We start from the raw sequence: 12,477 nt of genomic DNA on the forward strand, positions 1-12,477 counted from the left end.
GCACCGTGCCTCCCGTCCGTGCAGTGGGACGTCGCTAGGCGCGCGCGGAACGCACCCGGTCGACGAAGGCCGCGTGCAGCGGGTGCTGCTCGTCGAGCCCTGTGATCTCCGTCACGACGTCCGCGTCGGAGCGGTCCGACCGCAGCAGCGCCTGCAGCTCGACGCTCTGCTCGTCGTCGGCGACGTCGAAGCGGAGCGCCGCACCCATCGCGTCGAGCAGCGCCGTCGGCTCCGTGCCGTCCTCGGCGAGGGCGGCGGCGGGCGAGACGAAGCGCTCGTCGCGGGAGAGCTTCCGGAGCGGCTGGCGGCCGACGCGGGTCACCGTGTCGGGCAGGTGTGGGTTCTCGAACCGGCCGATGATCGCCTGCACGTACGAGCGGTGGACCTCGGGGTCGAGCTCGTGGCGACGGACGAGCAGGTCGCTCGTCTCGGCGAGCACGGACTCGAGCTCGGACCGGACCGCGGGGATCGCGATGGCGTCGGAGATCTTGTCCGCCCCGGCGAGGAACCCGTGGTAGGCGACCGTGGCGTGCCCGGTGTTGACCGTGAAGAGCTTGCGCTCGATCGACGCCGCGAGACCGTCGACGTAGTGCGCGCCCGGGATCTCCGGCTCGTTCCCACCGAACGGCGTGCGGTCGATGGCCCACTCGAAGTAGGTCTCCACCGTGACGTCGAGGCCGCCGTCGGCGGGCTGCGCCGGCACGATGCGGTCGACCGCGGTGTTCGCGAAGACGGCCTTCGCCAGTGCCTGGTCACGGGACTCGGTCGGCAGGGCGTCGACGATGAACTCGCGGAGCCGGTCGGTGGCGTTGATGGCGTTCTCGCACGCCATCACCGTGAGCGGCGCGGCGTCGGCGTCGCGGTCGACGAGCGCACGCGCGATGACCGGGGCGATGAACTTGAGGACCGTCGGACCGACGGCGCAGGTGACGATGTCCGCCGCGGCGACCTCGGCGATGACGCCAGCTTCGTCCTGCGCGCTGTTCACCGCGCGGAAGTCCGTGACCACGTGGTCCGTCGCCCCGGCACCGACCTCGTGCACGGTGTACGAGTCGGCAGCGGCGAGAGCGTCGATGAGCGGTGCAGCGACGTCGGCGAAGACGACCTCGTACCCGGCTTCGTGCAGGAGCAGTCCGACGAACCCGCGGCCGATGTTGCCGGCGCCGAAGTGGACGGCGGTACGGGTGCTCACTCGTTGACCTCGCCGAGGATCGACAGGATCGCGGCGGTGTCCGGGGCGTCGGTGAGCTTCTGGACCTCGTCCTCGTCCGAGAACACGATCGCGATCTTCGACAGGATGTCGAGGTGCTCGTTGTTCACGCCGGCGATGCCGACGACGAAGCGCACGGGGTTGCCGTCCCAGTCGATCGGGGTCGCGTAGCGGATGAACGAGAGCGCGGACGACTTGATGGCGTCCTTCGCGTCGTTCGTGCCGTGCGGGATGGCGAGGAAGTTCCCCATGTACGTCGAGACGCTCTTCTCGCGCTCGAGCATCGCCGGGTAGTAGTCCGCGGTGACCGCGCCTGCAGCCTCGAGGATCTCGGCCGCCTCCTTCATCGCCTCCGACTTGGTCGGGGCGGTGTCCTCGGTGTGGATGCGGATCTGGCTCTCCTGCAGGACGGGCATCGGGGGTTCTCCTTGGTGTTCGAGGACGTGGTGGAGGGGACGGGTCTGTACCCGTCCCCTCCGATACTGCACTTCGTTACTGGTTGTGGCGTTACTGGTTCTTGAGCTGCTCGACGACCTGGTCGTACTGCGGGGCGTTCATGAAGTTGCCGACCGACACGTGCTGCGCGTTCGGGTTCTTCTGCTTCGCGCGGTCCGTCAGTTCCTCCTGCGTGATGATGAGGTCCTCGTCACCGGTCAGGTTCGCGATCGCCTTGTTGACGACCGTGACCCCTTCGATGCCGGCCTTCTTCACCTTGTTGCGGAGGACGCTGGCACCCATCGCGCTCGAGCCCATGCCGGCGTCGCACGCGAAGACCACGTTGTGGACCTTCGTCGCGGTGGCCGTACCGGCGCCGACGCCGCCGAGGGCGGCCTCCGACTCCTGCTCGTTCGCCGGGCTGTTGTTGCCGAGGAGACCCGAGGTCGCGGAGTTGACGTCGCGGCCCTTGTTCGCCTGGAGCTTGGCCATCGCCGCGCTCATGTCGCCACCGGTGCCGGAGGCGAGGTCACGCTTGCGGGTCGCGATGAGGAAGAACGACGCGACCGCGAACGAGACCGCGGCGGACAGGATGACCGACAGGATGACGCCGAGGAAGCTGTCCTTCGCCGTCGCACCGAGCACCGCGAAGATCGATCCGGGGGACGCCGGGGCGACGAGTCCGGAGTGGAACGCGACGTTGGTCGCGACGCCCGTGGCACCACCGAGGATGACGGCGATGAACAGGATCGGCTTCTGCAGCACGTACGGGAAGTAGATCTCGTGGATGCCGCCGAGGAACTGGATGATGATCGCGCCGGGAGCGGTCGAGCGGGCGATGCCGACACCGAAGAACGTGAAGGCGAGGAGGATGCCGAGGCCGGGGCCGGGGTTCGCCTCGAGGAGGAACAGGATCGACTTGCCGGATTCCTGCACCTGCTGCGCGCCGAGCTGGTCGAGCACACCGTGGTTGATCGCGTTGTTCAGGAAGAACACCTTGGCCGGCTCGATGATGACGCTGGCGAGCGGCAGCAGGGAGTGCTGGACGAGGAAGTTCACCGCGTCGCCGAGGCCCTCGGCGATGAGCTTGAACAGCGGGGCGAGCCAGAAGAACCCGACCATCGCGAGCCCGAAGCCGAGGATGCCGGCCGCGTAGTTGTTCACGAGCATCTCGAAGCCCGGCTTGATCTTGCCGTCCCAGATCTTGTCGATCTGCTTGATGAGGTACGCGCCGAGGGGGCCGCAGATCATCGCGCCGAGGATCATCGTCGTGCCGTTGGCGCCGATGATGACACCCATGGTCATGATCGAGCCGACGACGGCGCCGCGGGTCTCGTAGACCATCCGGCCACCCTGGATCGCGATCGCGAGCGGGATGAGGTAGGTCAGGATCGGACCGACGAGCCCGACGTTCGCCACGCCGCCCGTCTCACCGAAGCCGCCGAGGATGCCCACGGGCGTCCAGCCGGTCTCGATGAAGAAGGCGGTGATGATGCCCCACGCGATGAAGATCGCGATGTTGGGCATGACCATGCCGGAGAGGAACGTGCCGAACTTCTGAACGGCGACGCGTGCGCCGCCCCGCGACTTCGCGGGTGCGTCGGGCGCTGCAACGGACGACGTTGTCATGTGCGGTGACTTTCTGTGAGGTGCTGCTGCTGTGTGAGGGGTGGTGCTGGGATCGGGTGGTGCTGTGGGGGCGGCTCAGGCGGCGTGCACCGCGGCCGCGGCGGACTTCGCGGCCGCCGCCGTGCTCGCGGCGAGTGCTGCCGTCGCCATCTCGCGGGCCTGCTCGAGGGTGTGGTTGCCGAGTTCGGCGCGCACGTCGGCGAGGGCCGCGGGGGTCATGGAGAGGGTGGTGGCGCCGAGGCCGACGAGCACGACGGCGAGCAGCGGGTCGGCCGCGGCCTCGCCGCAGATGCCGACGGGCTTGCCAGCGGCCGCACCGGCTGCACCGAGCTGCGCGACGAGGCGCAGGACGGCGGGGTGCCACGGGTCCTGGTAGGACGCGACGGTGCCGAGCATGCGGTCGGCGGCCATCGTGTACTGGGTCAGGTCGTTCGTGCCGATGGACACGAAGTCGGCGGAGGTGAAGACCTGGTCGGCCATCAGCGCGAGCGAGGGGACCTCGGCCATCACGCCGGCGGTGCGGATGCCGAGCTCGCGGGCGAGGTCGACGAAGTACTTGGTCTCTTCGGCGTCGGCGACCATCGGGGCCATCACCCAGAGGTCGGCCTCGGTCTCGGCGTCGGCCTGGGCCAGCGCGGTGAGCTGGTCGCGGAGCACCTCGGGGTGGTTGCGAAGCGCCCGGAGGCCGCGGCGCCCGAGGGCCGGGTTCTCCTCGTCCTTGTCGGTGAGGAACGGCAGCGGCTTGTCGGCACCGGCGTCGAGCGCGCGCACGACGACCTTCTTGCCGGGGAACGCCTCGAGGAGCTGCCGGTAGGACTCCTGCTGCTCGGCGACGGTCGGTGCCTTCGGCGAGTCGAGGAAGAGGAACTCGGTGCGGAAGAGCCCCACGCCCTCCGCACCGAGAGCAACGGCGCCCGCGGCGTCGGCGGGGCTGCCGAGGTTCGCGAGCAGGGGCACGGTGTGGCCGTCGGCGAGCGCGCCGGCGGTGAGCGGGGCGGCGGCCGCGGCGAGGCGGTCGGCGATGCGCTGCTCGACGTCGGCCACCAGCTCGGCGGAGGGCTCGGTGACGACCGTGCCGGCGACGGCGTCGACCACGACGGCCTGTCCCTCGGCGAGGTCGTCCGCGCCGGTGACGCCGACGATCGCGGTGATGCCCTTCGCCCGGGCGAGGATCGCGGTGTGCGAGGTCGGGCCGCCGTCGCGGGTGACGAGGGCGAGGACCTTGTCGAGGTCGAGGAGTGCGGTGTCGGCGGGCGCGAGGTCACGGGCGACGAGCACGAACGGGGTGTCCGACTCGGGGACGCCGGGTGCGGCGACGCCGCGGAGCTTCGCGACGATGCGCTGCGCGACGTCGTCGAGGTCGGCCGCGCGCTCCCCCATGTAGCCGCCCATGCCCACGAGCAGGTCGCGGAACTGCGCGAAGGCCTCGTGCACGGCGCGCTCGGCGTTGGTGCCGCCGTCGATGCGCGCGTGCACGTCGTCGAGGAGCGTCGGGTCCTGCGCCATGAGCGCCTGCGCCTCGAGCACGGCCTGGGCGTCGCCGCCGGCGAGCTGTCCGCGCTTGTTGAGGTCCTCGGCGACGGCGGCGATCGCCGTGGCGACGGCCTGCTTCGCGTCGTCCGCCGAACCCTCGAGCGGCGTGGTCGACGGTTCGCCGAGCGGGTCCGCCATCCGGAGCACGGGGCCGTGGGCGACGCCACGGCCGACGCCGGTTCCGAGCAGTTCGGACATTCGAGACTCCTTCATCTCACACGCACGTGCGGTGGGGTGGTTCGTTCGGTGCGCGCGACGCGGAGACGGGACCCCGCCGGTGCGGCTGTGCAGCACACTACCCCGATTCGCGTTGACAAACAAACACATCCGGGGATAAAAATGCAGAAACAGATGCCCGTTTGCGTCTGGCGGCTGATCGGTTCCGAACACGACCGCCGTCATCGTGTCCGAGCATGTCCGTTCCGTTCCGACTCCACCGTCCCCAGACCACGAGGCCCCCGATGTACGCACCAGAGCGCCACCAGCGCATCGTCGAACGGGCTCGCGAGCAGGGCCGGGTCGACGTGAAGGACCTCGCCGAGCTGCTCGAGGTCACGCCGGAGACAATCCGCCGCGACCTCACGAGCCTCGAGCGGCGCGGCCTCGTCCGTCGCGCCCACGGTGGCGCGATCCCGGTCGAGCGGATCACCCTGCACCCGGGCGTCGGCGACCGTGGCGGCATCAACCAGTCCGAGAAGATGGTCATCGCCGAAGCGGCCCTCGACGAGCTGCCCGAGAACGGGTCGGTCATGATCGACGCCGGCACCTCGACGATCTGCCTTGCCGAGATGCTCCCGACCGACCGCGGCCTCACCGTCGTCACGCACTCGCTGCCCGTCGCCATGGCCGTCGCGAACCGGGCCGGCATCGACCTGCACCTGCTCGGCGGCAACATCCGGAGCGACTCGCTCGCCGGAGTCGGCACCTGGACCCACCAGCTCATCGGCATGGTGAGCGTCGACGTCGCCTTCATCAGCATCAACGGCATCACCCCCGAGCGCGGCCTGACCACGCACAACATGGCCGAGGCCGCCGTGAAGAGCGCCATGATCAAGTCCGCCCGGCGGAGCATCCTGCTCGCCGACCACACCAAGTTCGGTCGCGAGGAGTTCGGCCGCGTCGCGCCCCTCGCCGCGATCGACACGATCATCACCGACCCGGGCGTCAACGCCGACCTGGTGCGCGAGGTCGAGGCCGCCGGCACCGAGGTCTTCTGGCCCGGCCGCGACTGACGTCGCGCACCCGCTCCCCTCACCGCACCCACCCACCGGTCGCTCGCTACCATGAGCGCCACCACCCATCGACTAGGAGTTCATCGATGTCCGAAGCCACCCGCACCGTCACCGTCGCCAGCGCGTCCGGCCTGCACGCGCGCCCCGCCTCCCTGTTCGTCCAGACCGTGACCGCGTCGGGACACCAGGTCACGATCGCGAAGGGCGACAAGTCCGGCAACGCGGGCAGCATCCTCGCCCTGCTCGGTCTCGGCATCGAGAACGGCGACGAGGTCACCCTCACGGTCTCCGGCGACGACGCCGAGACCACCGCGGACAGCCTGGTCGAGTTCCTCAAGACGGACCACGACGCGGCCTGATCGCGTCGGTCGCGTCGCGTCCCGGACGCTGACGCGACCACCTGACGGACTGGAGGCGCGGTGCCAGCCGGCACCGCGCCTCCCGCGCGCGCTCCGCATGTTGCGACGCGCCAGCGGCGCGCGGCGCCAGCGCCGACCGAGCCTGCGAGGTCGGTCGTCCTCCACGTCCTACCCCGCCGATAGGGTGTTCTGCATGACACGCCTGCGCCTCGCATCCGTCAACGTGAACGGCATCCGTGCCGCGTTCCGGAAGGGGATGGGCGACTGGCTCGCCACCCGCGACGTCGACGTGCTCGCCCTGCAGGAGGTCCGCGCGTCGAGCGACGACCTCGCCGGACTGCTCGGTGACGAGTGGGACGTCGTGCACGACCCGGCGACCGCGAAGGGCCGGGCCGGCGTGGCGATCGCCTCGCGGCACTCCGCGCAGATCCACCGCGTCGCACTGGGCGCCGACGACTTCGACTCCGCCGGGCGCTGGCTCGAGGCCGACTACGAGATCGGCGGCACCACCGTGACCGTCGTGTCGACGTACGTGCACTCGGGCGAGGTCGACACCCCGAAGCAGGACGAGAAGTGGAAGTTCCTCGACGCGATGACGGAGCGCCTGCCCGCCCTGCGCGCGCACAACCCGCTCGCCGTCGTCGTCGGTGACCTCAACGTCGGCCACGACCAGCGGGACATCAAGAACTGGAAGGGCAACGTCAAGCGCGCCGGCTTCCTGCCGCGCGAGCGTGCCTACTTCTCGCGCTTCTTCGGCGCGGACGGCGAGCAGGTCGAGGGCGCCGACGGGTCCACCGGCCCGGGGCTCGGCTGGGTCGACGTCGGTCGTGCGCAGGCCGGCGACGTCGAGGGGCCGTACACGTGGTGGTCCTGGCGCGGCCAGGCGTTCGACAACGACACCGGCTGGCGCATCGACTACCAGATGGCGACGCCGGACCTCGCCGCCAAGGTGACCGGGTACACGGTCGACCGCGCCGCGGCGTACGACCAGCGATGGTCCGACCACGCCCCCGTGGTCGTCGACTACGAACTCTGACCTCCTCGCCGCTTCACCTCACGCACCGGAGCACCACCATGACCAAGACCCGCATCTTCTCGGGCATCCAGCCGTCGGCCGGCTCACTGCACCTCGGCAACTACATCGGCGCGCTCATGCAGTGGCGCGACCTGCTCGACGACTACGACGCGATCTACTGCGTCGTCGACATGCACGCGATCACCTCCCCGCAGGACCCTGCGGAGCTCCGGGCGAACACCCGGGCGACGGCCGCGCAGTACATCGCCTCGGGCATCGACCCGACGAAGGCGACCCTGTTCGTGCAGTCGCACGTCCCCGCCCACGCCGAGCTCGCCTGGGTGCTCAACACCCTCACCGGCTTCGGCGAGGCGAGCCGGATGACCCAGTTCAAGGACAAGTCGGCGCGTCAGGGCGCCGAGGCCGCTTCCGTGGGTCTCTTCACGTACCCGATCCTGATGGCGTCGGACATCCTGCTGTACGACACGAAGGTGGTGCCGGTCGGGGACGACCAGCGGCAGCACGTCGAGCTCACCCGTGACCTCGCCGGGCGGTTCAACTCGCGGTTCGGCGACACCTTCGTCGTCCCGGAGGCACGCATCCTCACCGAGACGGCCCGCATCTACGACCTGCAGGACCCGACGAGCAAGATGAGCAAGTCGGCGGCGTCCGACAGCGGTCTCGTGCGACTGCTCGACGAACCGAAGCGCACGGCGAAGAAGATCAAGTCGGCGGTCACCGACGCCGAGCGCGAGATCCGGGCCGACCGTCAGGCGAAGCCGGGCGTGACGAACCTGCTGTCGATCCTCTCCGCGTTCACCGGCACCCCGGTCGCCGCGCTCGAGGCGTCGTTCGCGGGCAAGGGCTACGGCGACCTGAAGGGCGAGGTCGCGGACGCGGTCGTCGCCGAGCTCGAGCCGGTGCGCGCCCGCACCCTCGAACTGCTGGACGACCCGGCCGAGCTCGACCGGCTGCTGGCGGTCGGCGCCGAGCGGGCCGAGTCGATCGCCCGCGAGACCCTCGCGCGGGTGTACGACCGCATCGGCTTCGTCCCGCGTTCGCGCGTCTGAGCATGCTCCCCGTCACACTGTCGTCCGACCGGGTGCACCTCGACGTGCCCACCCGGGCGGACGCCGCGGCGATCACCGAGGCCTGTCAAGACCCGGACATCGTGCGCTGGACGACCATCCCGACGCCGTACACCGCCCGTGACGCCACCACCTTCGTGGACGCCCTGGTCGGCCCCGGCTGGGCGTCGGACCGCGAGTACACCTGGGCGATCCGTCGCACCGGGTCGACCTGGCTCGAGGGCGTCATCGGGTACCGCACGGCCCACCGCGACCTCGGCTTCTGGCTCGCGCCGTCCGCCCGCGGCACCGGACTGATGCACGACGCGGTCGGGCTGGTGCTCGACTGGGCCTTCGCGCAGGGCGCTCCGGACGTGTACTGGGAGTGCTACGCGGGCAACACCGCGTCCGCCTCGGTCGCACGTGCTGCCGGGTTCTCGTACACCGGGTCCGGTCCCGCGCTGATCCCCGGTCGTGGCGGCGCCCCGACGACCGCGTGGAAGGGCCTCCGCCGTGCGGACGGCACACCCGCGTCCGACCTGCCGTGGCCACCCGAGACGTTCGGCGACGCCGGTAGTCTCGGTCCGTGAGCCGCTCCACCGATCCGTCGCCGACACCCGCCTCCCCGGCGGAGGTCCGTGCGATGCGCCGCGGGCTCGAACTCGCCGCGCTCGGCCCGGCCGTCGGTGACCACGCCCGCGTCGGAGCGGTCGTCCTCTCCCCCGCCGGCGAGGTCCTCGCCGAGGGCTGGCACAAGGGCGCCGGCACGCCCCACGCCGAGGTCGACGCGATGGCCAAGGTGGCGCCGGAGCTCCTCCGCGGGGCCACCGCCGTCGTCACCCTCGAACCCTGCAACCACACCGGACGCACCGGCCCGTGCGCCGTCGCCCTGCTCGAGGCCGGCATCGCCCGTGTCGTGTACGCGATCGACGACCCGGGCACGAACGTGCACGGCGGTGGCGACCGGCTGCGCGCCGGTGGCGTCGACGTCGTGACGGGCGTGCTCGCGGACGACGCCGAGGCCTTCCTCGAGCGGTGGCTCCTCTCCGTCCGGCTCGGACGCCCGTGGGTCACCGTGAAGTGGGCCTCCAGCCTCGACGGCCGTGCGGCCGCCGCGGACGGCACGAGCCAGTGGATCACCGGCGCCGCCGCCCGGCAGCACGTCCACGAACAGCGCGCCGCGCACGACGCGATCCTGGTCGGCACCGGCACCGTCCTCACCGACGACCCGAGCCTCACCGCGCGGGGCGACGCCGGCGAACTCCTCGCCGACCAGCCGCTCCCGGTCGTGCTCGGCGACCGCCCGGTCCCCGACGACGCCGCCGTCCGTCGCCACCCCCGAGGGCTGCTGACGCTCCCCGGCCACGACCTCGAGGCCGCCCTCCGAGCCCTCCGCGAGCACGGTGTGCACTCGGTGTTCGTCGAGGGCGGTCCGACCGTCGCCTCGGCGCTCATCGCCGCGGGTCTCGTCGACGAGTACCTCGTGTACCTCGCGCCCGTCCTGCTCGGCGGTCCCCGTGTGGCGCTCGGTGACGTCGGCGTGGGAAGCATCGGCGACCGTCGGAGGTTGGACGTACTATCGACCACCAGCCTCGGCCCCGACCTGCTGGTCCGAGCACGACCCCACCGTGCGGCGACGCCCGCGGCGGACGAGCTCCGGAACGCGGGGCCCCAGGACGACCGGAGCACCTCATGACCGACGCACTCACCTCCCCCACCCCCGGGAGCCCGGTCCACTTCGAGGTGTCCACGAACGTCCCGACGACGCACGGAACGTTCGAGATGCGCGCCTACCGCGACCTCGTCACGAGCGCCGAGCACGTCGCGATCATCGCCACCGACCCCGACGGCGCCGCTCCTCGCGACGGCGCGCTCGTCCGGGTGCACTCCGAGTGCCTGACCGGCGAGGCCTTCGGGTCACTGAAGTGCGAGTGCGGCCCGCAGCTCGACGCGGCGCTCGACACGATCGCGGCCGAGGGCGGCGTCGTGGTCTACCTCCGCGGACAAGAGGGGCGCGGCATCGGGCTCATCAACAAGCTCAAGGCGTACCGCCTGCAAGAGGACGGGCTCGACACCCTCGACGCCAACCTCGCGCTCGGGCTGCCCGCCGACTCGCGCGCGTACGGCGGCGCCGCCGGCATCCTCGCCGACCTCGGTCTGACCAGCGTCCGACTGCTGTCGAACAACCCCGAGAAGCGCCGGCAGCTCGAGGAGCACGGCATCACCGTCGAGGGGCTCGTGCCGCTCGTCGTGGGCATCTCCCCGCAGAACGCCGGGTACCTCGACACGAAGCGCGACCGGATGGGCCACCAGCTGCCGGCGCACCTCGAAGCGGGCAGCCCGCTCGCCTGAGACCCGCTCGGCCCGTTGTGGGCGGATTCGCAGGTTCGCGACATCTGTCGTACGCTGTTGTCCTCCGTCACAAGCGGTCCACCACCCAGTTCCGAACGCACCCGATCAGTGCCCGCGCCACCCTGCGCGAACCGATCGGTGTCCGCCGTCCGGATCACCGCTGCGCTCAGCCCGAGCGCGCCCCACGGAGTCTCCTCACCACATGTCCGCCGCACCGGCACCCGCAGCCCCGAAGACCGCCGGCAATCCGCGCTCCCGCGTCGTGATCGCCAGCCTCGTCGGCACCTCCATCGAGTTCTACGACTTCTACGTCTACGCGACCGCCGCGGTCCTCGTCTTCCCGACGCTGTTCTTCCCGAACGAGGACCCCACCGCATCGCAGCTGTCGTCGTTCGTCACCTTCGCCCTCGCGTTCTTCGCGCGGCCGGTCGGGTCGGTCATCTTCGGCCACTTCGGTGACCGGGTCGGCCGCAAGGCGACCCTCGTGGCGTCGCTGCTCGTCATGGGCACCGCGACCTTCCTCATCGGGTGCCTGCCGACGTTCTCCTCGATCGGCATCTGGGCACCGGTCCTCCTCGCGGTGATGCGCTTCGCCCAGGGCGTCGGCCTCGGTGGCGAGTGGTCCGGCGCGGCCCTCCTGGCGACCGAGAACGCACCGAAGGGCAAGCGCGGCGTGTTCGGCTCGATGCCGCAGCTCGGCGCCCCGATCGGCTTCCTGCTCGCGAACGGTCTGTTCATCGCGATCAACGCCGCGATGCCCGCCGGCGCCGACGGCTCCCCGAACCCGGACTTCCAGGCCTGGGGCTGGCGCATCCCGTTCCTGCTGTCCGCGGTGCTCGTCATCGTCGGCCTCTACGTGCGCTTCAAGCTCGTCGAGTCCACGGTGTTCCGCGGCGTCCAGGAGTCCGGCACGGTCGCGAAGGTCCCGCTGGGCCGCGTGTTCCGCACCTCGTGGCGGGCCGTCATCGTCGGCACCTTCGGCATGGTCGCCACGTACGTGCTCTTCTACTTCATGACGACCTTCACGCTGTCGTACGGCACCACCGGCACGGAAGCGAGCCCGCTCGTCCCGAAGATCGGCCTGGGCTACACCCGCGGCGAGTTCCTCACGCTGCTCATGATCGGTGTCGTGTTCTTCGGCATCCTCACGCCGATCGCCGGCATCCTCGCGGACAAGTTCGGCCGTCGTCGCACGCTCATCCCGACCACCATCGGCATCGCGCTGTTCGGTCTGACGTTCCAGATCTGGTTCGCGGCCTCGACCGGCCCGATCACGGTCGTCACGTTCCTCATCGTCGGCCTGTCGCTGATGGGTCTGACGTTCGGCCCGATGGGCGCCCTGCTGCCGGAGCTCTTCCCGACGAACGTCCGCTACACCGGTTCGGCGATCGCGTACAACGTCGCGTCGATCATCGGCGCCTCGCTCGCACCGACGATCGCACTGGCCCTCTGGCAGCCGGACGGGAACATCTTCCTCGTCGGCCTGTACCTCTCCATCGCCGCGGTGGTGACGCTCGTCGCCCTCCTGTTCATGCGGGAGACCAAGAGCGCCGACCTCGACGAGGCGGACCGGTCCGGTGCGCCGGACGCGGCGCCTGCGGACGTCCGCGGGTAGGCACGCGCGCTGCGGACGGGAGGCACGGTG

At 70.9% G+C, this 12,477-nt stretch carries 11 protein-coding genes and 1 pseudogene; 8 read left to right on the forward strand and 4 right to left on the reverse strand.

The window, feature by feature from the left end:
- Positions 1–34: 34 nt before the first annotated feature.
- From BIU96_RS00365 to ptsP, 4 genes are all read right to left on the reverse strand, one after another.
- Complete coding sequence (locus tag BIU96_RS00365) at positions 35–1,192, reverse strand: mannitol-1-phosphate 5-dehydrogenase (RefSeq protein WP_071290637.1); 1,158 nt, start codon at positions 1,190–1,192, stop codon at positions 35–37.
- A complete protein-coding gene (locus BIU96_RS00370) occupies positions 1,189–1,626 on the reverse strand; it encodes a PTS sugar transporter subunit IIA (protein ID WP_022907882.1) in 438 nt (145 codons plus the stop codon). The genes BIU96_RS00365 and BIU96_RS00370 overlap by 4 nt, the downstream gene beginning before the upstream one ends.
- Before the next feature lie 91 nt (positions 1,627–1,717).
- Positions 1,718–3,274 carry a PTS mannitol transporter subunit IICB gene (locus BIU96_RS00375; RefSeq protein WP_071290638.1) on the reverse strand — a complete coding sequence of 519 codons (1,557 nt, stop codon included), beginning with the start codon at positions 3,272–3,274 and terminating at the stop codon, positions 1,718–1,720.
- 75 nt (positions 3,275–3,349) lie between these two features.
- A complete protein-coding gene (gene ptsP / locus BIU96_RS00380) occupies positions 3,350–5,005 on the reverse strand; it encodes a phosphoenolpyruvate--protein phosphotransferase (RefSeq protein ID WP_071290639.1) in 1,656 nt (551 codons plus the stop codon).
- A 263-nt stretch (positions 5,006–5,268) separates the two neighbouring features.
- On the opposite strand from ptsP, the gene BIU96_RS00385 reads away from it, so the two are divergent.
- The 8 genes and pseudogenes from BIU96_RS00385 (at position 5,269) to BIU96_RS00420 (ending at position 12,447) form a co-directional block, all read left to right on the forward strand.
- A complete protein-coding gene (locus tag BIU96_RS00385; RefSeq protein WP_071290640.1) occupies positions 5,269–6,039 on the forward strand; it encodes a DeoR/GlpR family DNA-binding transcription regulator in 771 nt (256 codons plus the stop codon).
- An 86-nt stretch (positions 6,040–6,125) separates the two neighbouring features.
- Positions 6,126–6,398, forward strand: coding sequence for an HPr family phosphocarrier protein (locus tag BIU96_RS00390; RefSeq protein ID WP_022905912.1), 273 nt, complete (start codon positions 6,126–6,128; stop codon positions 6,396–6,398).
- A 193-nt stretch (positions 6,399–6,591) separates the two neighbouring features.
- Complete coding sequence (locus tag BIU96_RS00395) at positions 6,592–7,434, forward strand: exodeoxyribonuclease III (RefSeq protein ID WP_071290641.1); 843 nt, start codon at positions 6,592–6,594, stop codon at positions 7,432–7,434.
- Positions 7,435–7,472: 38 nt separating this feature from the next.
- Positions 7,473–8,483: a tryptophan--tRNA ligase gene (gene trpS / locus BIU96_RS00400; RefSeq protein WP_071290642.1), complete on the forward strand. Its 1,011-nt coding sequence runs from the start codon at positions 7,473–7,475 to the stop codon at positions 8,481–8,483.
- 2 nt (positions 8,484–8,485) lie between these two features.
- A complete protein-coding gene (locus BIU96_RS00405) occupies positions 8,486–9,070 on the forward strand; it encodes a GNAT family N-acetyltransferase (protein ID WP_071290643.1) in 585 nt (194 codons plus the stop codon).
- Between the two features lie 53 nt (positions 9,071–9,123).
- A complete protein-coding gene (ribD, locus tag BIU96_RS00410; protein WP_071290748.1) occupies positions 9,124–10,176 on the forward strand; it encodes a bifunctional diaminohydroxyphosphoribosylaminopyrimidine deaminase/5-amino-6-(5-phosphoribosylamino)uracil reductase RibD in 1,053 nt (350 codons plus the stop codon).
- A 35-nt stretch (positions 10,177–10,211) separates the two neighbouring features.
- A pseudogene (gene ribA / locus BIU96_RS00415) lies at positions 10,212–10,832 on the forward strand (GTP cyclohydrolase II); the annotation flags it as partial.
- 202 nt (positions 10,833–11,034) lie between these two features.
- The gene (locus BIU96_RS00420) at positions 11,035–12,447 is read left to right on the forward strand and encodes an MFS transporter (protein WP_071290645.1); all 1,413 of its coding nucleotides are present in this window, start codon (positions 11,035–11,037) and stop codon (positions 12,445–12,447) included.
- Positions 12,448–12,477 lie beyond the last annotated feature (30 nt).

It is taken from the genome of Curtobacterium sp. MCBA15_008 (assembly GCF_001865065.1).
Classification (GTDB): Bacteria; Actinomycetota; Actinomycetes; order Actinomycetales; family Microbacteriaceae; genus Curtobacterium.

Excerpts from the sequence above, each read along its gene's own strand:
- BIU96_RS00370 (WP_022907882.1), bottom strand. The coding sequence starts at position 1,626 with ATGCCCGTCCTGCAGGAGAGCCAGATCCGCATCCACACCGAGGACACC.
- BIU96_RS00375 (WP_071290638.1), bottom strand. The coding sequence starts at position 3,274 with ATGACAACGTCGTCCGTTGCAGCGCCCGACGCACCCGCGAAGTCGCGG.
- ptsP (WP_071290639.1), bottom strand. The coding sequence starts at position 5,005 with ATGTCCGAACTGCTCGGAACCGGCGTCGGCCGTGGCGTCGCCCACGGC.
- BIU96_RS00385 (WP_071290640.1), top strand. The coding sequence starts at position 5,269 with ATGTACGCACCAGAGCGCCACCAGCGCATCGTCGAACGGGCTCGCGAG.
- BIU96_RS00390 (WP_022905912.1), top strand. The coding sequence starts at position 6,126 with ATGTCCGAAGCCACCCGCACCGTCACCGTCGCCAGCGCGTCCGGCCTG.
- BIU96_RS00395 (WP_071290641.1), top strand. The coding sequence starts at position 6,592 with ATGACACGCCTGCGCCTCGCATCCGTCAACGTGAACGGCATCCGTGCC.
- trpS (WP_071290642.1), top strand. The coding sequence starts at position 7,473 with ATGACCAAGACCCGCATCTTCTCGGGCATCCAGCCGTCGGCCGGCTCA.
- BIU96_RS00405 (WP_071290643.1), top strand. The coding sequence starts at position 8,486 with ATGCTCCCCGTCACACTGTCGTCCGACCGGGTGCACCTCGACGTGCCC.
- ribD (WP_071290748.1), top strand. The coding sequence starts at position 9,124 with ATGCGCCGCGGGCTCGAACTCGCCGCGCTCGGCCCGGCCGTCGGTGAC.
- BIU96_RS00420 (WP_071290645.1), top strand. The coding sequence starts at position 11,035 with ATGTCCGCCGCACCGGCACCCGCAGCCCCGAAGACCGCCGGCAATCCG.